The 25,729-nt window shown below is 50.8% G+C and carries 21 protein-coding genes; 8 read left to right on the forward strand and 13 right to left on the reverse strand.

The features are described 5' to 3' along the window. Positions 1–315 precede the first annotated feature (315 nt). Positions 316–3,141, forward strand: a complete 2,826-nt coding sequence (uvrA, locus tag KKH67_09360) for an excinuclease ABC subunit UvrA (GenBank protein ID MBU1319386.1) — start codon at positions 316–318, stop codon at positions 3,139–3,141. A gap of 52 nt (positions 3,142–3,193) precedes the next feature. Here the strand turns inward: uvrA and KKH67_09365 are convergent, their stop codons facing one another. From KKH67_09365 to KKH67_09405, 9 genes are all read right to left on the reverse strand, one after another. Continuing rightward, the gene (locus KKH67_09365) at positions 3,194–3,355 is read right to left on the reverse strand and encodes a hypothetical protein (protein MBU1319387.1); all 162 of its coding nucleotides are present in this window, start codon (positions 3,353–3,355) and stop codon (positions 3,194–3,196) included. A gap of 204 nt (positions 3,356–3,559) precedes the next feature. Further along, complete coding sequence (locus KKH67_09370; GenBank protein ID MBU1319388.1) at positions 3,560–3,730, reverse strand: hypothetical protein; 171 nt, start codon at positions 3,728–3,730, stop codon at positions 3,560–3,562. A gap of 236 nt (positions 3,731–3,966) precedes the next feature. Next, positions 3,967–4,692, reverse strand: a complete 726-nt coding sequence (locus KKH67_09375) for a phage Gp37/Gp68 family protein (protein ID MBU1319389.1) — start codon at positions 4,690–4,692, stop codon at positions 3,967–3,969. Positions 4,693–4,694: 2 nt separating this feature from the next. After that, complete coding sequence (locus KKH67_09380; GenBank protein MBU1319390.1) at positions 4,695–5,849, reverse strand: three-Cys-motif partner protein TcmP; 1,155 nt, start codon at positions 5,847–5,849, stop codon at positions 4,695–4,697. A gap of 145 nt (positions 5,850–5,994) precedes the next feature. Beyond that, entirely contained in the window at positions 5,995–6,981 is a 987-nt protein-coding gene (locus tag KKH67_09385) for a polyprenyl synthetase family protein (GenBank protein ID MBU1319391.1), read from the reverse strand. Between the two features lie 48 nt (positions 6,982–7,029). Then, positions 7,030–8,568: a glutamine-hydrolyzing GMP synthase gene (gene guaA, locus KKH67_09390; protein ID MBU1319392.1), complete on the reverse strand. Its 1,539-nt coding sequence runs from the start codon at positions 8,566–8,568 to the stop codon at positions 7,030–7,032. A gap of 1 nt (position 8,569) precedes the next feature. Beyond that, positions 8,570–10,180 (reverse strand): L-aspartate oxidase, encoded by a 1,611-nt coding sequence (gene nadB, locus KKH67_09395; GenBank protein ID MBU1319393.1) that lies wholly within the window; start codon positions 10,178–10,180, stop codon positions 8,570–8,572. Further along, positions 10,167–11,249 carry a tetraacyldisaccharide 4'-kinase gene (lpxK, locus tag KKH67_09400; GenBank protein MBU1319394.1) on the reverse strand — a complete coding sequence of 361 codons (1,083 nt, stop codon included), beginning with the start codon at positions 11,247–11,249 and terminating at the stop codon, positions 10,167–10,169. The genes nadB and lpxK overlap by 14 nt, the downstream gene beginning before the upstream one ends. After that, positions 11,242–12,615 (reverse strand): hypothetical protein, encoded by a 1,374-nt coding sequence (locus tag KKH67_09405; GenBank protein MBU1319395.1) that lies wholly within the window; start codon positions 12,613–12,615, stop codon positions 11,242–11,244. Before KKH67_09405 ends, lpxK begins: the two co-directional genes overlap by 8 nt. Before the next feature lie 1,178 nt (positions 12,616–13,793). Between KKH67_09405 and KKH67_09410 the strand changes: the two genes are divergently transcribed. Together KKH67_09410 and KKH67_09415 are read left to right on the forward strand one after the other, a co-directional pair. Beyond that, the gene (locus tag KKH67_09410; GenBank protein ID MBU1319396.1) at positions 13,794–14,972 is read left to right on the forward strand and encodes an AAA family ATPase; all 1,179 of its coding nucleotides are present in this window, start codon (positions 13,794–13,796) and stop codon (positions 14,970–14,972) included. Then, positions 14,969–15,538: a hypothetical protein gene (locus KKH67_09415; GenBank protein MBU1319397.1), complete on the forward strand. Its 570-nt coding sequence runs from the start codon at positions 14,969–14,971 to the stop codon at positions 15,536–15,538. Before KKH67_09410 ends, KKH67_09415 begins: the two co-directional genes overlap by 4 nt. A 44-nt stretch (positions 15,539–15,582) precedes the next feature. Here the strand turns inward: KKH67_09415 and KKH67_09420 are convergent, their stop codons facing one another. Continuing rightward, a complete protein-coding gene (locus KKH67_09420; GenBank protein MBU1319398.1) occupies positions 15,583–17,112 on the reverse strand; it encodes an SLC13 family permease in 1,530 nt (509 codons plus the stop codon). A 491-nt stretch (positions 17,113–17,603) separates the two neighbouring features. Between KKH67_09420 and asnS the strand changes: the two genes are divergently transcribed. The 3 genes from asnS (at position 17,604) to KKH67_09435 (ending at position 20,048) form a co-directional block, all read left to right on the forward strand. After that, positions 17,604–18,998, forward strand: a complete 1,395-nt coding sequence (asnS, locus tag KKH67_09425; protein ID MBU1319399.1) for an asparagine--tRNA ligase — start codon at positions 17,604–17,606, stop codon at positions 18,996–18,998. Positions 18,999–19,352: 354 nt separating this feature from the next. Then, positions 19,353–19,652 carry an HU family DNA-binding protein gene (locus KKH67_09430; protein ID MBU1319400.1) on the forward strand — a complete coding sequence of 100 codons (300 nt, stop codon included), beginning with the start codon at positions 19,353–19,355 and terminating at the stop codon, positions 19,650–19,652. A 195-nt stretch (positions 19,653–19,847) separates the two neighbouring features. Beyond that, positions 19,848–20,048, forward strand: coding sequence for a hypothetical protein (locus KKH67_09435; GenBank protein MBU1319401.1), 201 nt, complete (start codon positions 19,848–19,850; stop codon positions 20,046–20,048). A gap of 419 nt (positions 20,049–20,467) precedes the next feature. On the opposite strand, the gene sucD is transcribed toward KKH67_09435, so the two are convergent. The 3 genes from sucD to KKH67_09450 are packed head-to-tail and all read right to left on the reverse strand — an operon-like array spanning position 20,468 to position 23,940. Then, a complete protein-coding gene (sucD, locus tag KKH67_09440) occupies positions 20,468–21,346 on the reverse strand; it encodes a succinate--CoA ligase subunit alpha (protein ID MBU1319402.1) in 879 nt (292 codons plus the stop codon). Then, on the reverse strand, positions 21,346–22,536 hold the full coding sequence (locus KKH67_09445) for an acetate--CoA ligase family protein (GenBank protein ID MBU1319403.1): 1,191 nt from the start codon (positions 22,534–22,536) through the stop codon (positions 21,346–21,348). The genes sucD and KKH67_09445 overlap by 1 nt, the downstream gene beginning before the upstream one ends. Before the next feature lie 60 nt (positions 22,537–22,596). Continuing rightward, a complete protein-coding gene (locus tag KKH67_09450) occupies positions 22,597–23,940 on the reverse strand; it encodes an acetyl ornithine aminotransferase family protein (protein ID MBU1319404.1) in 1,344 nt (447 codons plus the stop codon). 431 nt (positions 23,941–24,371) lie between these two features. On the opposite strand from KKH67_09450, the gene KKH67_09455 reads away from it, so the two are divergent. Both KKH67_09455 and KKH67_09460 read left to right on the forward strand, forming a co-directional pair. Beyond that, positions 24,372–25,064 carry a hypothetical protein gene (locus KKH67_09455; protein ID MBU1319405.1) on the forward strand — a complete coding sequence of 231 codons (693 nt, stop codon included), beginning with the start codon at positions 24,372–24,374 and terminating at the stop codon, positions 25,062–25,064. A 63-nt stretch (positions 25,065–25,127) separates the two neighbouring features. Continuing rightward, complete coding sequence (locus KKH67_09460; GenBank protein MBU1319406.1) at positions 25,128–25,436, forward strand: HNH endonuclease; 309 nt, start codon at positions 25,128–25,130, stop codon at positions 25,434–25,436. Positions 25,437–25,729 lie beyond the last annotated feature (293 nt).

Here is a 25,729-nt window from a genome sequence, read left to right on the forward strand (position 1 = left end):
CGACGAATCAATGCCCATAAACTCATTACCAAAGTCATTGAAGGTGTTAAGTTCGTTGATGGAGAAATAAAGGAAGCTGCATAACTGGAGAACTTGAGGATACTATCAAAACAATCATCCACAACTCTTGACAATATCTCTGCACTCTGTTCATTGTAGCGCTGTGACCAGGTTCTGTCAACATGCAAAGTGTTGGAATTTCGTAGCTCAGACCTATCTCGATCCGCATTTCCAGCACTCAGATCCGAAAAATCCTTGTGATCCGGCTATCAACTCAGTATCTTAACCGATTGCACATTTAGCAGGGAACAAGCTATGAGTGAAGGATACATTACGATAAAAGGTGCTCGCGAGCACAATCTGAAAAACATCGACGTCTCGATTCCACGAGACAAGCTCGTCGTAATCACCGGGTTATCGGGTTCCGGCAAGTCTTCGCTGGCTTTTGACACAATCTACGCCGAGGGGCAGCGACGGTATGTGGAGTCGCTTTCGGCCTATGCCCGTCAGTTCCTCGGGTTGATGGAGAAGCCGGATGTCGACGTAATCGATGGCCTCTCTCCCGCAATCTCAATCGAGCAGCGGTCGTCTGGCAAGAACCCGCGATCTACGGTCGGCACAGTGACCGAGATATACGATTATTTGAGGCTATTATATGCCCGAATTGGTGTCCCGCACTGCTTCAATTGTGGGGAGAAAATAACTCAACAGACATCCTCGCAGATTGTGGAAACAGTCATGGAGCTTCCCGAAAAGACCAGGATACAGATACTTGCTCCGCTTGTGCGCGGAAGGAAGGGCGAACATCGCGAGATTATCGATGAGGTCATTCGGGAAGGATTCGTGAGAGTCAGGATTGATGAGGAAGTCTACCCGACCGATGATCTACCACTCCTCGACAAGAACAAGAAGCACTCGATTGAGATAGTTGTTGATCGCCTTGCGAGAACCTCGAATGTCAAGAAGAGACTCGCCGACTCGATTGAGACCGCCCTCAAGCTGTCGTCAGGGGTAGTGCTAATTGATGTGACTGGTGGTGAGGAGATGATCTTCTCCGAGAAATATGCCTGCGTCAAGTGCGGAATATCCTTCGAGGAACTCTCACCACGAATGTTTTCGTTCAACTCCCCTTATGGCGCCTGCGCCGTTTGCGGTGGGCTTGGGAACAAGATGGAGATTGATCCCGAATTGATCGTTCCCGATGAGAATGCGAGCATAGCCAAAGGCGCAGTGCATCCATGGGGCTCAGATATTTCAAACTGGGTCCGTTTCCAACTGCGCGGATTGGCCGAACATTTCGGCTTCAAGCTCTCTGTCCCGTGGAATAAGCTGCCGGAAAATGTAAGAAAGGCGATTCTCTATGGATCCGGCAAAACAGAGATCAATTTCAAGTACGAGCGATCATCGGGAAGAGGCTCGGGTGAATATGTCGGCACTTTCGAAGGAGTCGTTCCGAACCTCGAAAGAAGATACAAGCAGACCGAGTCCTCGGGTATTAGGTCCTGGATCGAGCAGTATATGTCGATTAAGGCATGCCCGCTCTGCGGTGGCGCTCGCCTGAAGCGAGAGTCTCTGGCGGTTACAGTTCATAAGAGGAGTATCCATCACCTAACACAAATGTCTGTCAAGGATGCGAAGAAGTTTTTCGCAGGTCTGAAACTGAGCAAGCGGGATCGGACAATCGCCCACCAGATTATGAAGGAGCTGAGAGACCGCCTCGGATTTCTCTCGAATGTAGGATTAGATTATCTGACGTTAGACAGAGCCGCCTCGACGTTGTCAGGGGGAGAGGCGCAGCGCATAAGGCTCGCCACACAGATCGGTTCGAGGCTGGTCGGTGTGCTCTACATCCTCGATGAACCATCGATCGGGCTGCATCAGAGAGACAACGGGAGATTGTTGTCAACACTGACTGAGCTCCGGGATCTCGGAAACACGGTGATCGTTGTCGAGCATGACAGGGAGACTATCGAAACATCCGATTATGTAATCGATCTGGGTCCCGGTGCGGGGAAGTACGGCGGTTCTATTGTCGCCGAGGGTACTCCGAAGCAGATCATGAAGTCGGAGAAGTCGCTGACAGGCAAGTATTTATCGCGAAAAGCGTTCATTCCGGCGCCCAATGGCCGTATGACAGGCAATGGTATGAAGTTGAAGCTCTCTGGTGCAAAAGGAAATAACCTTCAACAGGTCGATGTCGAGATTCCGCTCGGCACATTCACATGTGTGACGGGTGTTTCGGGATCGGGCAAGTCGACGCTCATAAACGAGACCCTCTACCCGGCGCTCGCAAGGCACTTCTTTGGATCGCGAAGGGTGCCGTTGCCGTACCGCAAACTTGATGGTGTCGAGTATATAGATAAAGTCATTGATATTGACCAGTCGCCGATCGGAAGAACACCGAGATCCAATCCGGCTACCTACACCGGCACATTCACCCATATTCGTGATCTCTTTGCCCAGCTTCCGGAATCGAAAATCAGGGGTTATCGACCCGGGCGGTTTTCGTTCAATGTCAAAGGGGGGAGATGCGAAGCGTGTCAGGGTGATGGTATAATCAAAATAGAGATGCATTTCTTGCCCGATGTCTATGTTCCCTGCGAAGTCTGTAAGGGCAAACGGTATAATCGCGAAACTCTTGAGATTACTTTCAAAGGTAAGAGCATTGCGGATGTGCTCGATCTGACCGTTGACGAAGCGCTTGAGTTCTTCGAGAGAATTCCTCCTCTGAGACGCAAGCTGCTGACTCTGCAGCGAGTGGGGCTCGGTTACATCCATCTCGGCCAGCAGGCCACGACGCTTTCCGGGGGAGAGGCGCAGCGAGTCAAACTATCGACAGAGCTCTCAAAGACTTCGACCGGATCCACGCTATACATTCTGGATGAACCGACAACTGGATTGCACTTCGAGGACATCAAGATGCTCCTCTCGGTTCTCAACGATCTCGTCTCTCTCGGTAACACCGTTCTGGTGATCGAGCACAATCTTGACGTTATCAAGACCGCCGATTACATTGTTGACCTTGGTCCGGAGGGTGGGGACGAAGGGGGGAAATTGATCGCTGCCGGGACACCCGAAGAAGTGATGAACGTGAAGGCATCCTATACCGGACAATATCTCAAGCGGGAATTAGCTAAATAAGTATGGCTACCCGTCAGCAATATCAGTCTGTTTTCGCTGTCCCTATGCTAACTCAGATTCGTCGAACGAGTAGCTTAATCGTGCCATCAAGAATCTTGCCGACTATCTCCGTGAATCGTTGCGGTGGCAAACTCTGCAATCTGAGCGGATGCCAATATTCAGATGTCGACCTGATACGGCTCGACTGCGATGCGCGCTTGTCTTCCGAGTTCACGCGTTCCTCCGTTGAGAATTGTAATGTCTGAGTGGAACGAGTTACATTATCCACAGACTCTGCCTATTAAATATCGATTTTCGGAATCGGCCGAGTGTCACAGCAATGTCACAGCTGCTGGGTTTCGTCGTTTCTGATCGAAGGCTACAATAGGAGGGTGGGGTGACCGGATGGCTCTTCAGCAGGTATAAGAAACAGGCTGGGTCACCGCTTGCTCGGATCGATCCGCTCGATAAGCAGCTTAAGCTTCCCGCTAAGAATCTTGTTGACCGTGACGGTGAATTGCTCGGGTGAGAGTTGCTGGAGTCGCAACGGGTGGCAGTAATTGAGATGAACCGGAGTATTGGCTGACTTGGCTTTATCGTGGTTGCTCACAATTACCTCCTGTTGATACGTTGCGAACCTGCGATGTCATACCTCTACCGTACCACTGTTGTACGGCGGGAGATTTCGTGCGCTCACTTGACGCAAGTCGGCTATTCGCCGACCATCAGAACCTGTCAGTTTTCACTTCAATTGGCGGTAGAAGTGGTCCTGTTTTGAATAACACTAATCGGGGAAAACTGTTGCACGGACATGGGAGAAATTTAGTTGGATTTGAGGGAATTACATCAGATGGGACTGCTGCCTGTGACCAGAGGCAGTTCATCCCATGTGCATCCCTGCAAAGTGCGCCCAGCTTCTTTTTTTCGAATGCCGCCCCACTGCTTGAAGAAGAAAGGCACTTTGGCCTCGGAGCATTGGTCTTTTATGTCAAGTACCCACTCTTCCAACATCGGTCTTGCCCCAGGGCCGGATTCCCCACCGACAATTACCCAGTCGATGCCGGTAAGATCCATGTCGGGCAGCGGCCCGAGGAGAGGTTCGAGAGACAAGAATTTGGTTGCCGCACTCGTTTTCCGCAGGTCGTCAATGCGACTGTAGAATCGGGCTGTCTCCACCGTCACTCCCATCCAGACGTTAGGCGGCCAGGCAAGCCTATGATCAAGTTGAGACAGTCTGCCGGAGCGTTTTGTCAGTATTTGAAATGTATGCCATGAGGCCTGCTCCATGATCCCGAAAATGTCCAGAATGAACTGCGTGGGAACATTCTTGTGAAAGAGATCACTCATGGAGTTGACAAATATCATCTGCGGCTTTGTCCAGGTGAGCGGTTTCGTGAGCACGTGCGGGTGGAGAGTGACTTCGAAACCATTGCGGTAATTCGGCTGCCCCATTGCCTTTAGGCGCTTAGACATAGTCTCCGCGTAACAATGCTTGCATCCAACACTAATCCTGGTGCATCCGGTCACCGGATTCCACGTCGATTCTGTCCATTCGATTGCTGACTTTGCCAAAGCTAATCCTCAGATTCATTCCTAGCAGTGAAGGTGACTACCGTTTTGTCTCCGAACGTGGGCTCTCCATTGCGCTTCTGGCGACTCTCCGCCGGTGGATCACAGACAATGTCACCGCTTTTCTCAAGCTCCGAGAGCACTTTCTTATAATGCCTCTTCACGTAAGGAGTTCCGACAGTGTGCTCTTTATATATCTGCTTCATTGACAACTTCCTGCCAGCGAATGTCTGCGCTAACTCCGAACCCAGCTTGTTCATCTGCACAGATGCGCCAAACAGGCTGTACTGCAAGTCTTGGCCAGTTGGATCAAACCCGAGATTCAGCTTCCATTCGCCAGCTTCAGAACTCCGTCTATCCATAATACGCTTCATAATATCATACCCCAAGAAATCTTTCGTAAGGAATACGAGATAATGGCTCGGTCTGTCAGCGACACGACTCTTGATTCTGTAAGTAAGCACGTACTTCACACCGATTTCTTTGAGCCCTTTCTCAAGCCAATCCATGATCAGGTGTTCGCGATCTTCAGGTGTTCCAACGCTCTTCAGCATTCTGGCCAAATCATTACAACCGTCGATACCGAAGAGTGCTTGTCCTTGCTCAAGGCCTCCATCTTTAGACATAACCATATTGATACGATTGTAATTGAAGTAAAACACGCAGTCGCAACCCCAATCCTTCGTAATTGATCGGAATAGTGACAATGATAGACCTTTATATCCCCAAGGATCGATAAACGAAAATGTTGGCACCAGCTTCATTCCTTTAAATTCCTTGGCGAGGTCATCTCCGACTTCATCCTGCAAAATGCGCGGTTCATATTTCAGTGTTTCGATACCGGAGATCGACTTGATTTCGGAACTGAGCAATGCAACGTGTTCTTTTTCCTTATCATTGAAGATAATTATTAGCATGTCTCGAAGGCTTTTGTCACGAATTGCCTCCTCCACAATAAATATCGGAGTTGACGGTGATCCATCCTTGTATCTCCCGCATCCCGCGAAGAGATCAATGTAGGCTATCTTTTGCGGAGATCTTGGCTGCTTCTTCAAGGTGTTGATCATTACATTCGCCCACGCAAGGAAATAATCTTTGACTATCTGGGATTTGATACGGGATGCTTCTTCTGGAGCGTCAAAAAAATCTCTGTCGTCCATAGCTCGATCTCCCCATTTTCTACTACTGAGCGATTCATCAGTGAAATTACACATGATGGGCGCACGGGTCAATCATAAAATGTGATGTTTTCCTTTGCGGTTCAATACGCGCTGGCAAGCCCATCGTAATAGATGCTTAGACTGGTCAATTCTCGCGGGTGATGGTGAAGTTTACGACGTTTTCGATGGCGGTATAATATGGCGACGGGCCATATTTGCGGATAAGTTTCAGGGCGATGTCGCCGAACTCACACGCCCGATGGCGTGCGTATTCGACTCCTCCCGAATTACCGATGAACTCGACTACCTTGGTGAAATCCCCATTCTGCGTCCCATTCGACAATATTCCCGTGATTTCGCTCCGGACTTTTCTCGAGCTCCTGTCGAGGGCATGAATGAGAGGAAGGGTCGCCTTCCCCTGGTCGAGATCGCTGCCGATCTGTTTTCCGATCTTCTGAGTGTCTCCAATGAGATCAAGAAGGTCATCTGCTATCTGGAAAGATATGCCAACTTTCTCGCCGAAGCTGGTGAGCCTGTTTTCCTCTCGTTTTGGAGCTTTAGTCAGGATCGCACCAGAGGCAGCCGATGTCGAAAACAGCGCTCCGGTCTTGGCTGCGATTATTCTGAGATATTCATCCTCGGAGATATCGAAATTGCCGCTTTCCTCAATCTGCCGAAGCTCACCGAAGGAGACCTGCTCGGTAGCGCGCGAGACTCGATCAATCAATTTGTGCGACTTTGTCGCAGATAGCAGTCGGAATGCCTTTGTATAGAGATAATCGCCCATGAGGATCGATATCATGTTGCTCCATGCGGCATTGACCGTCTTCTGACCACGGCGGGTATCCGCTTCGTCGACGACATCATCATGTAGAAGCGTTGCGGTGTGGATCAGCTCGATCGCCATCGCGGTCGGGATCATCCGGGGATCAACCATATTAGCGCAGTGGGCAGTCAGAAAGAGGAATGTCGGCCTGATTCGCTTGCCTCTCTTCTCAAGGAGATAGTCGAGAACGCTCTGTATCAGCGCGGAGTCTGAGTACAGATGTTCCTCGATCAGCTTGTCGAACTTATTCAGATCGCTTCTGACCGGATCGAAGAACTGTTTTAGATTTTTGTCCTCGTTCTTCATAAATCATCGTGAAAATATCAAAATGGTGGAAATTGTCAAACCCTTTGTTCACTCCCATTCAATTGTGGCCGGGGGCTTGGAACTTATATCATACACAACACGGTTGATGCCCGCGACTCTATTGATAATTTCAGAAGATACTTCTGCCAGCACATTGTCGGGAATCCTGGCCCAATCGGCGGTCATTCCATCGGTTGAAGTCACAGCTCGCAGAGCAAGAACATTCTCGTATGTGCGCTCATCGCCCATCACGCCGACACTCTGCACCGGCAGCAATACACAGAATGCCTGCCAAATCTCGTCATACTGGTTGTGCCTGTGAAGCGCCTTTATGAAGATATCATCAGCCTGCTTTATCAGATTGAGACGTTCTGTCGTAATGTCGCCCAGGATCCTGACCGCTAGTCCCGGACCCGGAAATGGGTGTCTCCCGAGAATCTCCTGTTTGAGCCCCAGAATGCCTCCGAGACGCCGAACCTCATCTTTGAATAACTCCTTCAGCGGTTCAACAAGCTCCATATTCATCTGTTCCGGCAGTCCGCCAACATTGTGATGGCTCTTGATAGTGGCGGATGGCCCCTTGAATGAAACCGATTCGATGACATCGGGATAAAGCGTGCCCTGTGCCAGAAATCTGACATCCCCGAGCCTGCTGGCCTCGGCTTCAAACACTTCGATGAAAGTACGGCCAATGATCTTTCGTTTTTGTTCGGGATCGGTGATACCCTTCAGTCTTGAGAGAAATAGCTCCGAAGCGTCCACTTTGCGGACGTTTACATCGAGGCTGGCGAGGGCGTCAGGGACATAGCTTTCCTCATTCAGGCGCAGCAGACCGTTGTTCACGAAAACTGAAGTCAGCTTCCTGCCGACAGCCTTGCTCAGGAGTAACGCGCAGACTGCAGAATCGACACCGCCGGAGATTCCGCAGATGATCTCTCCATCTCCCACTTGTGCATGTATTTTCTCGATTTCGGCTTGGATAAACGACTCCATCGTCCAGTCACCGCGCGTTCTGCAAACCTCAAAGAGAAAATTCGAGATTATCTTCGACCCGCCATCTGTGTGAAAAACCTCCGGATGAAACTGAAGGCCATACATTGACCCGCTGTTCGATTCGAACGCTGCAAACGCAACCGAGTCTGTTTTTCCTATCTGTCTGAAGCCGTTCGGAAGTTCCGAGATACTGTCTCCGTGACTCATCCACACGGTGAATTCGTCAGGAAGTCCTTTCCATAGAGGCGAATCGGCGGTCTTACGAAGCTGCGACCGACCATATTCGCGGTTCTCCGCACGTACGAGCTTTCCTCCGAATCTATTGGCGATCAGCCCCTGACCGTAGCAGATTCCGAGCAACGGCACTCCGAGGTCATAGTATGCTTCGTCGCATCGATAAGCATCTTCAGCGATTACCGACAGTGGGCCGCCGGAGAGTACAATTCCTTTCACAGGTTTCGTCTGTGCCTGCTCGACTGGGAAGTTGTACGGCACAATCTCGCAGAATACATTTTGTTCGCGGATTCGTCTTGCGATCAACTGGGTGTACTGCGATCCAAAATCAAGGATCAATATCATTTCCTGGTCTTCCATCCTATGAATCCCGCTTCATTACAGTGTCTCTCAGATAGTGCTCGTCGTCAGTCTCCGGGTAATCGACGTTGTAGTGCAAACCTCTTGATTCCCTGCGACTTATCGCAGACTCGACGATTAAGTGCGCCGAGGTCACCAGATTCCTCAATTCTATAGCCGTGAAAGAGGGCGGCAGCATGCGGTGAAACTCCTCTGTTTCTTCTGACAGGATTCGGAGTCTTTTCCGCGCTCGCTGCAGTCGCTCATTCGATCTGACCACGCCGACATAATCCCACATGAGGCGTCGCAATTCGCCGAGGCTGTGCGATATCAGCACCTCTTCATGTTCGCCGACCGGGCCGCGTGAATTCGTCCGATAATCGATCACCGAAGATGGGGGGCTGAAAGAACTGATGGATCCGAAGTCTTCAATGGCTGTGTAAGCGGCAAACTCCGCCGTTACCACTGCTTCGAGAAGCGAGTTGGATGCCAGCCTGTTTGCGCCATGCATACCGGTACATGCAGTTTCACCGACCGTATAGAGATGCTCGATATCAGTTCTTCCCTCAACATCCGTCTGAATTCCTCCACACATGTAATGAGCAGCAGGCACCACCGGAATTGGTGTGCGCGTGATGTCGATTTCGAGTGCGGAGAGTCTGCTATATATGATGGGGAACCGTCGCATGATGAATGCAGCGTCGATTTCGCTCAGATCGAGGAATACGCATGCGTCCCCGGAGAGCTTCAGCTCGCGGTCAATCGCCCGCGCAACGACATCTCTCGGTGCGAGGTCTCTTTGCGGGTGATACTTCACCATGAACTCCTCGCCCGATTTCAATTTCAACTTGGCGCCCTCGCCTCTGACTGCTTCGGAAATCAGGAAGGAATCGCCTTGAGGATGGCAGAGTGATGTCGGGTGGAACTGCATGAATTCCATATTAGCGATCGACGCTCCGGCTCTATATGCCATCGCAACACCATCGCCTGTCGCGATGCCTGGATTCGTTGTATGTAAATAGGCCCGTCCAACTCCGCCGGTAGCCAGCAGAGTAATTGGAGCTACGAATGCTTCCATCTCACCGGAAAGCGCATCGAAAACAGAGCATCCGAAGCATGTGCGTTTACCGGCAGCGGTGTCGACCAGAAGCTCCGCCGCGAGATGATCTTCGAATATCTCTATATTGGGATTTGCCTTGATTGCAGTGAGCAGTCTTGTCTCGACTTCTCTTCCTGTGTAGTCAGCCGCGTGCACAACTCTCTTCTCGGAGTGCCCCCCTTCCTGCCCGGCATCGAGTGAACTCAGAGTCATGTCTCTGCCCGAACGTGAGAAATCGACGCCGAGTTTGAGAAGCTCTTCGATAGCGTACGGACCGCGCTCGACAATTCTCTTGACTACTCCTTCGTGACAAAGACCTCGTCCTGCCAGCAGAGTATCGTTTATGTGCCTGTCGAATGAATCCTGTGACTTGATTACCGACGCAATGCCACCCTGAGCGTAGTTGGTATTTGACTCAGAATCCTTCTTCTTGGTGACGATCGCGACTTTGCCCCTCAGTGCTGCTCTAAGAGCAAACGAAAGCCCGGCTATTCCCGATCCGACAACAAGGAAATCTATCTTATGAACTACCATTAAAAACACCTACTATTAAGCTACGCAAAGTATCTTCGTTCTGCGTGATTTCCAAACGAATTTTGTAGCAGTAGACTCGGAATTCGGCGAAATCGAGCGGCTGCAGCTTGACAGCGTCCTTTTCGGTAACTGCGAACGCCCCGCACTGTCGCGCGCGAGCCTCTCCAACGAGTTCGTCGACATCACTCTGCGTGAACAGATGATGATCTCTGAAGCGCCGCGTGCAGCCCAGTATTGCACCATCCTTCTCGATCATTTGGAGAAACGACTCCGGGCTGGCTATGGCAGAGAAAGCAAATATAGGTCTCTTTCCGAGATCATCTGCGCCGAATTCTTCGCCAGTGTGGATATCGACAAAACTGTCGCACACATAATCGGAACCAAATGCAGGGGTCCCTTCCAGGTCGGCTTGAAGAGATTCAGATCTTTCAGACTGCGACAGTCTCGATATGATGACCATATCAGCCCGCTTGAGCGAGGATTTCGGCTCTCTGAGATTTCCTGACGGAAGCAGGTATCCCGATCCATACGGTGCTGTTGCGTCAAGAACGACGATATCAAGGTTTCGCTTGATTTTCAAATGCTGAAAGCCATCATCCAGAATGGCGACATCAAATGTATTCGATTTGATGGCATGCTCGAATGCAGCCACTCTGTCCGCTCCCACAGCAATTGTCGCCGAGAGTCGGCCCGCCATCATTCTGACCTCGTCGGATAGGCGATCCATCGGTACATCATCGTCCGGCCTGACAATGGTGATTGCATTCGACTCGCCGCCGTAGCCTCTTGTGAGAATGACCACTCTCTTGCCGAAAGATGTGAGATAATCAGCGATGTACATCACCACCGGAGTTTTGCCCGATCCTCCAATGGTGAGACCTCCCACAGATATGACCGGCACGGGCAGTTCTGTCGATTTGAGTATCCCGAGGCGGTATAACAGTGATCGCAGCCTCGTTCCGATCCGGTAAAGGAATGAGAAGGGGAGAAGCAGCCATGCAGCCAGATTCTCCGCCAGAGTCCGATCGCGATTTCCCAGGAAGTTCTGCACCGACGCCTGATCAGGCATTCGTAACTCTCCAGCGTTTGAGTATCTCGCCTACGACAATGTCGATGTCTGAAGAGAACATCTTCTCGAGCCTCGCAGTTTCCGGCATTGTGAATTCGCCTTTCAGGCAGCGGTCTGCGAAATCGACAAACTCTCTTTCATTGCCGACTTGGGCCGCAAGATTTTCCGTCAGGCATTTGTCTGCGAGCGAACGGCAGTTGTCCATATACGGTCCGAAACAGGTCGGCACACCGAGCGCAATCGGTTCAAGAGGATTGTGACCGCCCAGCGGAACAAGACTGCCGCCGACAAATGCACAGACTCCGATCCCATACAGCTTCCAAAGTTCACCGAGCGTATCGAGTATCAACACATCGAATTCTGTATGCTCCGACATCTTCATTGCCGTGCGCATCATTGGGATCAGCCCGTTTCGCTTAACTAACTCTGCGATTTCTCCCGCCCGGTCGAGATGTCTCGGCGCGAGAATCAGTTTCGCATCGCTGCGCGTAGACTTGATGGTCTTGAATGCTTCAAGAATAATCTCTTCCTCTCCCGGTCGTGTCGATCCGCAGACGATGATTCTGTCACTCCCAGAGAATCGGTACTCGCCAATGACTGCTTCGCGATCGAATCTCTGAATGCTGGAAAACATCCCCGCTATTTTGATATTATCTCCGCTCTTGACAGCTTCGCGTCTGGCGCCGAGTTTCAGATACCGCTCCGCGTCATCGGTCGACTGCGTGTGGATATATTCGATTTGATTCAAGAGTGGCGCAAATAGAGGCTTTAGAGAGAAGTACTTCGAAAACCCGCTGTCCGAAAGCCGTCCATTTACGACCATCACAGGAATCCCACGGCTGAATGAATTGCCTATCAGGTTCGGCCACAACTCGGTCTCGGTGAGTATCAGGAGGCCGGGATTGAATTTGCGATATGCACGCGGCACAATGGCCGGGGCATCGAAAGGAAGGTAGTACAGCTCGATGTCGGGCGCAGCCTCCTCTCTTGCCACTTTCATACCGCGCGGAGTGAACAGCGTCAGCACCAACCGTGAGGTGGCATCGTTCTCTCTGATCTTCTCAAGCAGCAGCAGTGCAGCCTTGACCTCTCCTACAGATGATGCGTGAATCCAGATCGACCGTATGCCGGATGAGTCTCTCGTGCCGGATCGATAAAGTCCCAAAAAGTTCAGATATGATCTGTCGGAGATTATTGCTTTGCACATCAAGTATGGAGCGGCCATCAGCGCAAGCAGATAGGACAATACATCGTACAGGAATCGCAATTGACCAGCCTTTCGTATCAGGCTCAGCAAGAGAGACGACATCGCTCGCTGAACATGCATGAGATACAGACCGGAATATAGCGAAATAGATTTTTTCATGCAAACATGCAAAAAGTGACTTGACAAACGATCATTCGACAGTTATAATGAAATTGCTTGAAAGGAGCATCTGCATACTATCTTCATTGCTACTGTTTGTAAACTAACTCTCGTTCTCAGCATAGGATGATATCAGCTTTATAACTTTCTTGTTACCGTTTTTACATGCGTTAACCCCAAGCTTCGGCAATCGTGCGTCGAAGGTAAGGACGGTAAGCTCTCACGACCCCCTTGATACTGTGCTCTAAATTCTTGAACTCATTGTTCTAACAGGCATATGCCGGATTGGAGACAGTGCAACCTACCAAAGCGCTACAGAATTAGTAAGACATAACCTGACTCGGGATATTCATCCTGGGACGAAAGAGTCTTATAAGGAACTGTTACCGCCGAGCTTTAGAAGCTGAAGAGTGTTGTCCGAGGATGGACGGCATAAACGTCTAATGTGAATCCTGTTACGCAGTGCAGACTGCGGGACGGGAGGGAGGTGGTAATAGCAAGCCGCATAACCTTCAAGCACCAGTTTCACCGTGGTTTGAACGTTGAGGGGGGATCTATTCGAGTCGGACTCGCTCTTCGTCAGACCTGTGTAGGGATACACGGCATTTGACTGAGTGAGTTTTGGCAGCTCTGTCCGTGAGACCGGGCACGTTCGGCCAGCTCTGCCGGACGTGCCTGGATGGAATCGATTCCACAACGTCACGTCGGAAATTGATCCTCAAACCACGGAGTATGCGCAAATCAATTATCTCAGAATCCGGTTTCATCGCCGGAACGGCACAGCAAAATAAGCCCCGTTGCGGTAGCGTTCCGCGACACAGTACCACGGGGGGCAGAGCGATCTGCCCCCTGGGGGCTTCGAAAGAAATCAATTAATTCTCTCCCTCAGATTGCCGGTTGCAGGTTAGTTGGTTCTGCAGCCGGCTTCTCCGTTTGGGGGGCTAAGGTATTCCATTCATAGATTCCTAATGATTGCCAAAGGTAGCAACACAGCACATTGACTAGTCGTCCAGCACTGATGTTTTCATTTGACAAGCTATCATCGGAGAAGTATTGTGTGATCAAGAAGGACGTTGAATCATACTTAGGTAAAGAAGAGCGGGAAATACCCCGATACTTGGTGTGTGGTCCAATCCAAGCAAGGTCCACACACACTGAAGTTCCGCGGGAGGCAAAGCATGTTGCAAGAGATCAAAATAGACAATTTCATGTCTTTGATTAATGTGGTTTTCGAGCCTAAAGATGCAAACCTCGTCGTTGGAGTGAACAATGCAGGCAAGACTAATCTGACCAGAGCCCTGATGTTTCTCTCTTCGACCGCTTGGCGCCCTCTGGATGAATGTGCTCAGTTCATTGGGATTCCGATTCAGTATATCCGAAATGTCTATTACAAGAAGCAAACGGTAGACATTTCTGTTAAGGCCACCGTTCCATTCGAGGACCATACTGCTGGCTTCGCGTACTCCCTTCGAATATCATTCACAAATCGCACTACTCCGGTACTAGAGATGGAGGTTGACTCCGAGTCTCTCATCATCGATGCTCCGGGATTTGAGAGTGTCGAGCTTCTAAACAACACACGTGAAGGTGTGTCCCTTCTCAACGAAATTGATCATCTTAAAGGAGAAACCAAATACGTCAAGACCTTTGCACCTCGCAATACTACAATGTTGCATCGACTCTATGACTTAGAGACAAACAAAAGATCTAATTGCTTCAAACGCTACCTGCAATTCTGGCAATCGTACGAACTCGATCAATCAGCGCTGCGAGGGGGCAACTACATCCCTAACGACTTCCTTCTTAACCATACTGGCGGGAATTTGGCGTCAGTCATATACCATTTGAAGAAAAGCAATGAGCAGTCATATAGAGTGCTCCTTGATTGCGTGAAAATGATGGAACCAGATCTTGAGTATATAAACTTCTTCGGTGGTGACGATCAACGTAATGTCGCAATGAGCTTTGACTATAAATCACAGGTGAGGCTGCCAGGCTGGACAGCCTCAAGTGGCACACTTCGATTCCTGGCTCTGGCATATGTCTTGCTTGCTCAACCGTTGCTTCAATCTCGACCATTGATCATGGTCGAAGAACCGGAAAACGGCATCTATGTTGGTCTTCTTAAAGAGATACTTAGTATGGCTTTAGAGGGGGGCGGGCCAAGACCTCAACTACTATTCACTTCTCATTCTCCCTATTTCGTCGATCTTTTTGACAAAAGACTGGACAGCGTCTTTGTCATGAAGAGGGACGAATATGCATCCAAAATCTCTCGCATAGATGCTGCGGAGGCCGAGAATCGACTGAAAGAATATCCTTTGGGCGAGCAGCACTTTTGGGAAATGCTGACATGAAGATCGGGTACTGCGGGGAAGGGAATGCCGACGAGGCATTTCTCAAAGGACTCGCTCATCGTTTGTGCCCAGACGCGGAGCTGGAAAGGGGTTCGTTTCGCGGCACCGCGTTGGTGTCGGAGCGACAGCAATTCAAGAAGACTCTGAAGGTTCTTTGTGATATCAAATGCTGCAAGTATGTGGTTATGCTTAAAGACTGCGACAAGGGCAAGTGGAGAGAAGTAAAGAAGCAATTCAGTATCCATATTGATTCTGAGTACGAACATATGGTTGTCATTGGAATAGCAGACAGGAATCTGGAATGTTGGCTGGCGCTTGATCGTCCGGCTCTGGCAGCGGAACTTGGTTGCCAGGAGTCAGAAATACCAGTCAACAACCCTTCTAGCTTTGTCAAGAGCCGATTCGGAGTCCGATCAAGATGTCGCATCGAAGAATTTGTTAAGAGCAGCGCGCCGCTCAAGAACTGGGTCCAGAAGGGTGACTCGTTCAAGGATTTCTGGGAGCAGATCAGAGACTTTGGAAAGCCCGAGGACTGTGGAATTGTAGCCCGGATGGATTCCGACTGATCAGTCACTGGCCAAGTCACCGGGGTCTTCTGTAGCACGTCCGGTTAACCAGCCCAATCAGGCATCAGACTTAGATCGATATTGAAGACCGCGAGGCCGATCAGGTAGATGAATGCGGTGATCAGCACTACGCCGATGAGATTCATGATTATTCCGACTCGCATCATGTCCCCCATCGTCACTTCGCCACTGCCGAAAATAATCGCGTTCGGAGGTGTTGCCACCGGCAGCATGAAAGCGCACGATGCCGACAGCGTAGCCGGAATCATCAGCAGCAACGGATTCACTTTGATAGCTACTGCCAAAGATCCGAGCAATGGCAGGACAATCTGCGTAGTTGCGGTGTTTGATGTCAATTCCGTGAGGAATGTCAGCATGGTCGATACAGATGCGACCATGAAGACAGGGGAGACTCCGCCGAGGATAGCCAGATGATGAGCGATCCATGCCGAAAGCCCCGATTCCAAGAAACCGGCCGCGAGCGCAAATCCTCCACCGAACAGAATCACAATTCCCCAGTGCAATTTTGTGGCTGTCTCCCAGGTCATCAGCCTCTCGTGCCGCCTTGAACGAGACGGGATAACAAACAGCAAAAGAGCAATCGCAATCGCTATCGTACCGTCATCGATCATATGACGTTCCGGCAGAATGGCCGACCATCCCGGTATTGTTAACCAGCCGAGGTCGATCTTCTGTCTGAATATCCACAGCAGGGCAAGAATCACAAATAGTGACATGACGACTTTCTCCTCGTATGACATCTTCCGAAGCCGTCTGTACTCGTCGCGGAAGAGATCGACGTCGACAGGTATCGGATGCTTTGTTGATGCGAACATCCGCGTGAGAAGAAACCATGCCACCACGAGGAACAGGGTGGATGACGGTAGACCGAATGTGAACCAGCCGGCGAATGTAATTTCGGGCGCAGCGGGAAATGTGGTCGCGAATATCTTGCTGAAAGCGAGATTCGGTGGAGTGCCGATGAGAGTCGCCATGCCACCGATCGATGCTGCGTAAGCTATTCCGATTAGAAGCCCAACCGAAAAGCGGCGGACGTCAGCATCTGGTGCAGCCTCTCTCAGCTTGAAAATGATCGCCATGGCAATCGGCACCATCATCATCGTGGTCGCGGTGTTGGAAATCCACATCGACAGAAACGCTGTCGCTACCATGAATCCGAGAATTACCCGTCTTGGACTTGATCCTATCAGCAGCATGATTCTCAGCGCGATTCTGCGGTGCAGATTCCATCTCTGCATCGCCAGCGCCATGATGAAACCGCCGATGAAGAGGAAGATGACATGATTAAAATACGTAGCAGCAACTGCCTTGCCGCTCATGATTCCAAGCAGAGGGAAAAGTGCCACCGGCAAGAGTGCAGTAGCAGGAATCGGTATTGCTTCGGTGATCCACCAGATAGCCATCAGCAGTGCGACTGCTGCGGCACGTGTCACCAACGGGTTCTGATGATCGAGATCGAAGAAAAGCAGTATTGCGAGACCAGCAACAGGTCCCGCAATCAGCCCGATGGTCTTCTTGAGACTTCGCTGGGTCGAGTTGTAATCGTCTGCAATCACGGCATATGAATTATATATCTGTCAAACGTCTGGCGCCAAGTTTTTATTGGTCCCATAGAGCTATCGTTTGCTGTAATCAGATGATTGAGAGTGTGGTGATCTGTGTCATGGGGATCGATTTGCGATCCCCATGCTGGCACCGAGGTCCCATGTCGGAACTCGCTGCTCGAACTGACAGGTGACTACTCTGTCGGAGAGGGGAGGAAATTACCGAATCCGAAAAGTATTCGGATACGATTCAACATTCTCTGTCTTCGGCAAGCATGTTAGTCAATAGTTCCTTGCCGTTCAATACGCTGTTGACTACCTCAATCAGCCTCGAAGCCGCGCTCTGGGCTTTCTATTACAGTGAGTCTTTCAAAGAGGGGTTGCTGTTAGCCGTGAATCTTGGCAATGACACCCAGACACCGACACTTTGCTCTTGACTTCACTGCGTTATCGTTTACCATACGGCGTTATCTCGTACGTATTCTATTGCGGAGGCAGAAATGGATTATTTCAAGCGGACGAAAGTTCGTTCGATCATTCTCGACGACAGCGTCAAGGTGGGGGAGAGGCCGATCATTCTCGGTTGGGTGCGGACGATACGCGTATCCAAGAATGTTGCGTTTGTGGAAGTCAACGATGGCTCCTGCATGGGTAATATCCAGGGCGTGATCTCCAATCCGGAGTCTTTCCCCGATCTCCAGAAGATTAACACCGGAGCCTCAGTCAGAATGGTTGGTGAGTTGATCGAATCGCAGGGAGAGGGTCAGAAGTACGAGATTACACTCGATCAACTTGATCTGATCGGCGAGGCGGATCAGACATATCCGTTGCAGAAGAAGCGACACAGCTTCGAGTATCTGCGCGAAATAGCTCACTTGCGCGCTCGTGGCAATACGTTCGGTGCAGTGAATCGTATCCGTTCGAAGATTGCATACGCCGTTCATAAATTCTATCAGGAGCGCGGATTTTATTACGTACACACGCCGATTATATCGGCGTCCGATTGCGAGGGCGCTGGCGAGATGTTCCGCGTGACGACTCTTGACTTCGACGACCCGCCGCGCGTTGACGGCAAAGTTGATTTTCGCGAAGATTTTTTCTCGTCTGAGGCGTTCCTTACAGTCTCCGGGCAACTCGAAGGCGAGTTGATTGCGACCGCGCTCGGCGATATCTATACATTCGGACCGACATTCCGGGCCGAGAATTCTAACACCGCCCGGCATGCGTCGGAGTTCTGGATGATCGAGCCGGAGATGGCGTTCTGCGAGTTGGATGAGGATATGCAGGTAGCCGAGGATTTCCTCAAGTACCTGTTCGAATATGCCCTCACCGAATGTGCCGATGAGATGAACTTCTTCGGCAACTGGATAGACAAGACTGTGCGTGAGACTCTGCAGTCTGTCATCAAATCCGAATTCGTCAGAGTGTCATATACCGAAGCCGTGAAAATTCTGGAGAAGGCTGACCAGAAGTTCGAATTCCCGGTTGCATGGGGCACGGACCTGCAGTCGGAGCATGAGCGCTACCTTACCGAGAAGCATTTCAAACGCCCCGCGATAGTCTACGACTACCCGCGCGAGATTAAGGCGTTCTACATGAGGGTCAATGACGACGGGAAGACTGTTCGCGCGATGGATGTTCTTGTGCCGAAAATCGGCGAGATCATTGGCGGTAGCGAACGTGAATACCGCCACGACATATTGATGAATCGCATTGTGGAATGTGGCCTTCCGGTCGAGAATTACGATTGGTACCTGGACATCCGTAAGTACGGCACAGTGCCTCATTCAGGCTTTGGGCTTGGATTCGACAGGACGCTGATGTATATCACCGGTATGGCGAATATCCGCGATGTGGTGCCGTTTCCGCGTGTCCCGAGATGGGCCAGGTTCTAATAATACTGCCGTAAGTGCGCTTCATTGCAGGGGAAACTACCGGCCGGTTAGAGGAAGACTTTCATCTGTCAACCTCAAACCGGCCGCTATTTATGTGTGCAAATCCTGAGAATAGCCTTGAAAACAGCGGTCGAACGGCGAATGTTTTTTTCGACTTTGCCCGCAAAAACACCATTTTTTCCTTGCGTGCAAAATTCAAACAATCTATTTTAAACTGAAATCAAGCGGGTTTCAGGCCTGTTAGGCAACAGGACATGCTTTGCACCCCTGATTTTAAAGGGGAAAAGCAAGGTGCAAGAATCGGGTTTGAGTCTCGCAGAAGGGTTCGAGGATTCTAACTAATTGGAGGGTTCAATGGCAGGAAAGCCACTGACAAAAGCTCAGCTTGTTTCGAAGCTGTCAGGTGACCTTGAAATGACAAAGGTCAACGTTAACAACTTTCTAGAGCAACTCAACAAGATCGCGATGGCCGAGACTAAGAAGTCGGGACAGTTCACCCTGCCGGGTATCGGCAAGCTGGTGAAGTCACATCGCAAGGCTCGCATGGGACGTAACCCGCAGACCGGCGAAGCGATCAAGATTCCGGCAAAGACTGTCGTGAAGTTCCGCGTCGCTAAGGCCTGCAAGGACAGCATTATTCCGCCGAAGAAATAATCGGCGTCGAAGAATCCGCCTATATTATTGGGCAACGCGAAAATGCTGCCGGCTCTTAAAACCGGCAGCTTTTTTTGTGGGCTGCAATCAATCGTACTAATTCTCCAGTACTTCTCAGGCAGCAAGCAAAGAAGTGAAACCGATTACAAATGCCCGCGTACCACAATATGACATCTGAAACGGAGGCTGAGAACAATGGCTGCTTTCATTCTTTGGTGCATACTTTTCGTCATCTGCTGGCCGCTGGCGCTGATCGCGCTTCTGCTGTACCCGTTTGTATGGCTGCTGTTGCTGCCGTTCAGGCTTGTCGGCATTGTGGTCGGGGGAGTGTTCGATTTCCTCAAGGCTATTATATTCATGCCTGCCAGAATTCTGGGCGGTTTGACCGGGGCGTAGGATCTATCATTGCGATGAATATCGCAATCCAGCCCATGTAATTCCCACACCCATTGTCATTCCTGTGGTGGAACTTCTTAAGATAGCCTAATGCATCGCTTAGTTTGTCATCGCGAGAGACAAAGCGACGTGGCGATCTCTCCCGCGCGGGCAGGAATCCTTTCCTGCACGAATTATCCACTCACTGCTTTGCAAAGCTGTCAGGATGGGAATCCTGACAGCGCATGAAACAGTGAGATTGCCACGCTTCGTTCGCAATGACGGCGACATAGGTTTTTCAACGAGCTCGAAGGTGGGAATCTATTGCAGGTAGAATGTTGTGAGGATGCAGTATGTCCTCACTCGTACATACCTATTGCATCAAGGAACCCTCGCGCCATCGCTGACGCGGGGTTTCTCGTTGACTATATATTACCAGTCTACTCGACCGGCTTGATTCCTTCTCTTTCGAGGATTCGCGGAATTTCGAGAAATGTCCTCGCCGGTCTGGCGCCGGCATCTTCGAGGACTTTCAGTTTCGATTTCGCGGTCCCCATCGACCCTTCGACAATCGCGCCGGCATGTCCCATACGCTTGCCGGGAGGAGCGAATACACCGCCGATTAGACAAATCACCGGCTTCTTCATCCTCTTGATCGTCTCCTTGGAAATCTCTTCATAGACACCACCGATTTCGCCGCACATCACGACCGCCTCGGTCTCCTCGTCCTGTTCGAACATCCAGAGGATGTCGTCAAAAGTCGAACCGAGGACAGGATCGCCCCCGAGTCCGACGCAGGTTGTTTCGCCATAGCCGGTTCTCGTAAGCGTGTCGGCGACGTAGTATGTGATCGACCCCGACCGCGAGACTGTGCCGACTTTGCCCCGCTTGAAAGCAATGTCCGGCATGATTCCGAGATTTGCCTGGCCGGGAGATATGATCCCCGGCGTGTTGCCGCCGAGAACTGTCGTTCCGTATTTCTTAGCCTCTTTGCGAATGGCCATCATATCGAAAATCGGAATGTGCTCCGGAATGACGACCACAAGCTTGATGCCTGCCCAGATAGCCTCGATAGCAGCTTCTTTCACAAACTTCGCGGGCAGGAATATGACCGATGTATCGGCTCCGGTAGAGTCTATTGCAAATTCAACCGTGTCGTATACGGGAACATTCTCAACCATCTCGCCGCCTTTGGCGGGCGAAGTTCCACAGACGATATTCGTGCCATACTCGATCATCCGTTTCGTGTGGAATTGACCGGCCGTACCTGTGATGCCCTGTACGAGTATTCGTGATTCTTTGTCGACGAGTATTGCCATTACTTCGCCCCTTTCGAAAGTTCGACCGCTCTGCGGGCGATATCCTCGATCGGAGTCTCGATGCCGTGAGCCTCGATGTTCTCGAACAGATCAGGATCCTTCTTCTTGGCTTCGTCGAACAGCCTTACCCCTTCTTCCCAGTTGTTACCGGTCATGCGCATCACCATCGGCTTGGAGAGGCCGTGGTTTTGCAGGAACATGATCACGCCCTTGGCAAAATCATCGCAACGAGATATCCCGCCGAAGCGAGCACCAAAGATCGCCTTTACTTTCGGGTTCTCATCGAGAAGCACAAGCATCTTGGCGAGACGTTCCGGTGTCGGTCCCCCGCCGGAATCCATGAAATTCGCGGGATTACCACCATAGTAGTTGATGAAATCGTTGCCCATGATGCCGAATCCGGCGCCGCCGGGAAACATACCGATGTTGCCATCCAGATCGAGATACGGGATGCCATGTTCGCGCGCTTCTTTTTCACGGGGCGTCATTTCGCCTTCCTCGTGGCGTTTTTCGATTCCCATCTCTGCGAGTTCCGGGTGCCTGAATAGGGAATCGTCATCGACAGAAATTCGCGCATCGGCTGCCACAAGACCGCCCTCGTCTGTTTCGATCAGCGGGTTGATCTCGGCGAGTTTGCAGTCGTAATCCTTGAACGTCTTATACAGACCCTGTATGATCGACGCGACCTGTTTGAGCTTTTCCTTGCGGAATTTCATTTGCAGCCCGAGTCCGTAGGCCTGGAAGCTGAACATCTTCTCATCGATATCGAAACTCTCCTTGAATACCTTTGTAGGATTCTTCCGGGCGAATTCCTCGATATCGACGCCGCCGGTCGGAGAACAGATCACGACTATCTTGTACCTGGCGCGGTCAATCGTGACGCCCAGGTAGTACTCGCGGCGGATATTCAACATCGGATCGACCAGTATCTTACTGACTGGATAGCCTTTGATCTCCTCTGCAAACAACGCTGTAGCCAATTCTTCCGCCTGCTCAGGAGACTCCGCTTTCCTGATCCCTCCCGCCTTGCCACGTCCACCGGAGAGAATCTGAACCTTCAGCATACCGGTGCCATCAAGATTGGTGACAGCATTTCGGACTTCCGCCGGTGTAGTGCAGAGTGTTCCCTCCGTGATCGGTATGTTGTTTTTTGCAAACAGCTGTTTTGCTTCGTACTCGAACAGCCGCATTCCAGTCTCCTTTCTATTTCAATGTCGTGGCCGGGTGATTGTCTCACCCGGCCCGTTTTACTATCGCGGTTCTTTTTCGACAGTGCGTATCGCCTCAAACAGGATGTCAAAACCCTGGTCGACGGTCTCTTTGGAGATCACCAGTGGCGGGACAATCCGAATAGTGTTCGGTCCGCACGTCAATATCATCAGGCCATGCCTGAAACATTCCATCATTATCTCTCTTGCGAGCTTCGGTGCGCGTTCTTTGGTCTCTCTATCCTTGACGATTTCCACACCGATCATCAATCCCTTGCCACGAACATCGCCGACGATCTCGGATGACTTCTGGAATTCCAGCAGTTGCTTCATCGCATAGTCGCCCATTTTCCGGGCGTTCTCCAACAGCTCATTCTCGATTATATCGAGCGTAACCAGCGCCGCGGCGCAGGATACCGGATTACCGCCAAAAGTCGTCGAATGTGCTCCCGGCTCCCAGGACATCAGGTCGGCTGACGACGTGCAGGCTCCGAGTGGCATGCCGGAGGCGATACCCTTGGCGGATGTGACAATATCAGGCACGACATCGAAATGTTCGATGCAGAACCATTTGCCTGTGCGACCCATGCCGGACTGTATTTCATCCGACACAAACAGTATACCGTATTTCTCGCAGATTTGCTTGATCCTGGTGAAATAATCGACAGGCGGGAGCACATATCCACCCTCGCCCTGCAACGGCTCGGTGAAGAACGCCGCCACTTCCTCGCCGGGGCAGACCTGATTCAGATAGATGTCCTCGATCATATCCGCGCACTGCAGGTTGCACGACGGATACTTCAGATTGATCGGGCAGCGGTAGCAGTACGGATAGAAGACGTGCGTAACGCCGTCCATCATCGGGTGAAAATTGAGCCGCTGGTTTTTCTTCGAGCAGGTAAGCGACACCGCACCGATCGTGCGTCCATGGAAAGCACCTATATATGCCAGAAATCTTGTGCGCTTGGTGGCGTATTTTGCGAGCTTGATCGCGGCTTCGACTGCTTCCGCACCGGAATTCCCGAAAAAAGTCCGCTTGTTGTCATCGCCGGGAACGATCTTCGCCATCTTCTGCGCAAGCTTGCCGATCAATTCATGATAGAAGTCGGCTGAGGCGAAGTGAATGCCCCGGCTCGCCTGAGTCTTGATAGCTTCGACAACTTTCGGATGGACGTTGCCGGTCGAGCAGACGCCGATACCGGCGTGGAAATCGACAAAGCAGTTGCCGTCGACATCCCAGACGTAACATCCCTCGGCGCGGTCGAGAACTGTCGGGAAAATGCGTGTGTATGACTGCGAGACGAATTTCTCGTCATCGGCAATCATCCTGCGGCTCTTCGGACCGGGTAGTTCGGTCAATATCTTCGGGCTATGTGCACTGGTCATGACTTTCTCCTCTCATAAAGGCTAAAAGGTTACTGTCCCATAAAAGCTGGAGAAAGCTGGGCGACTACAATTGCCCCTTGTAATAAGCCTTGCTCAGCATTTGACTGATATAAAAGCACATAGCAAATTGCCAAAAACGCCCGTATAGGGCGATTCAAGGAAACTCCGGGGGCGGATTTCTCCGTCCCATACGTCCGAATCAATGTATGCTTTTGACAGCGAATGTCAATCGGATTCTGGAGGGAGGCACTCGCCCGATGAGCCGACAGGAATCCCGGAGAGTAGATATATATGTTGCATTTATGACCCCGAATAAGTATTGATAGAACGAATGGCAAGCGCGTTCACGGAAAATACTAGGGGAGCTGTTGAGGAATCTTTGCTGGTCAATCCGGCATCAGCAGTTGGCTTAGCCAGCAGACGGAGGAACCATGGTAACGGAAGATGAGTATTCGGCTGACCCGATAGCAGCGGAAGCTAAAGAAACTCGACGATTTTCGGATTGGATCAAAGAGCACAAGGACGTAATTGATATCGCGATAAAGGCGACTGGCTTGGTTGTCGCAGTGGTGACGCTCAGTCTCATTTACAGCCAGATCAAAGGGCTGCGCGAGCAGAATTTAGCTACTTGGTTCTCCAACAGGCCAGCGCTTCGAATCCTGCCTTTGAATCCCGCAAGTGACCTAAATGTGTTCGGAGAGCCATCGGAACACAGCATCAGAGAAGACTTAAGTGATACGCTTTTCTTCAAGCTGACATATACGATAGGAAATGTCGGCAATACTCCGGCGGCGATCGACACTGCTTATTATGAGATGGCTTTACCTGATAAGGTATTATGTGATACTGTGAGCTACGGAAGATTGTGCTTGGCTCCATCTGACGAGATCATCGAGGCGATGAGGATTCTGTTAAGACGCGACAAGGAGTGTGTATTCAAGATTACCATCGCATATGATTGGGAGAGACCGATAGGAAATCGAGATAGGTTTAGGCTAGAAAAGTACTACCGTGCGTCATTCATAGACAATAAGTGGCGAACTGTCCTTCTGGCAGCCGCAGACTATGAGGACTATAAAACGGAATATTCAGGTAAGCCTAAACAAGAAGCAGCTTCGAAATAATCCGCGAATAAGTCCGAGTTGCCCGTTCTTGAAATGCCGTAATGCGCGAAGAGAGGAGTCACTATGCATGAGAAATACCCTAATCAGTCAATCTTCGAGCGAGACAAGTTCAAGTGCCAGTATTGTGATCTTGACGCATCAAAAGACTTCAAGATGTGGTGGACAGCTAATCTCAGCATCGACCATGTTGTGCCGAAGAGTAAGGGCGGCACCGATGATCCGTCGAATCTGGTAGTGGCGTGTCATTCATGCAATCTCTTCAAGGGGTCTGCGTCATGTTCAAACATCGAAGAGGCGCGAGATGTCGTTGCGGAGAGAAAAGAGCAGGCCAGGATGTGGTTCAGGAAGCACGTCACAAAGGAAGAAGCTTAGAATTTGTTCTCGCGGTCGAGCTGTCCGCCTCGAACGGATTCCTGGCAGCTCTCTGATGGCAACCTTCAGAATAAAACTCCGTATACTTTAGCTAACATGGCTATATCGCACCGCAATGGTTGCAAATCTAGGGTGCGTTAGCCAAAGAATGTCCTGGCGGGACTAATCGCACGACGGAGGATTGTTATGAATATTCAAATCGACAGGAAGACAAAGATTCTGTGCGCGGCGGATGTCCACGGAGTGCCCTGACCCCTGCCGGCAGGTTTCGGGGAAACCTACCCTACAGCTAT

The organism is Candidatus Zixiibacteriota bacterium (genome assembly GCA_018820315.1).
Lineage (GTDB): Bacteria > Zixibacteria > MSB-5A5 > JAABVY01 > JAHJOQ01 > JAHJOQ01.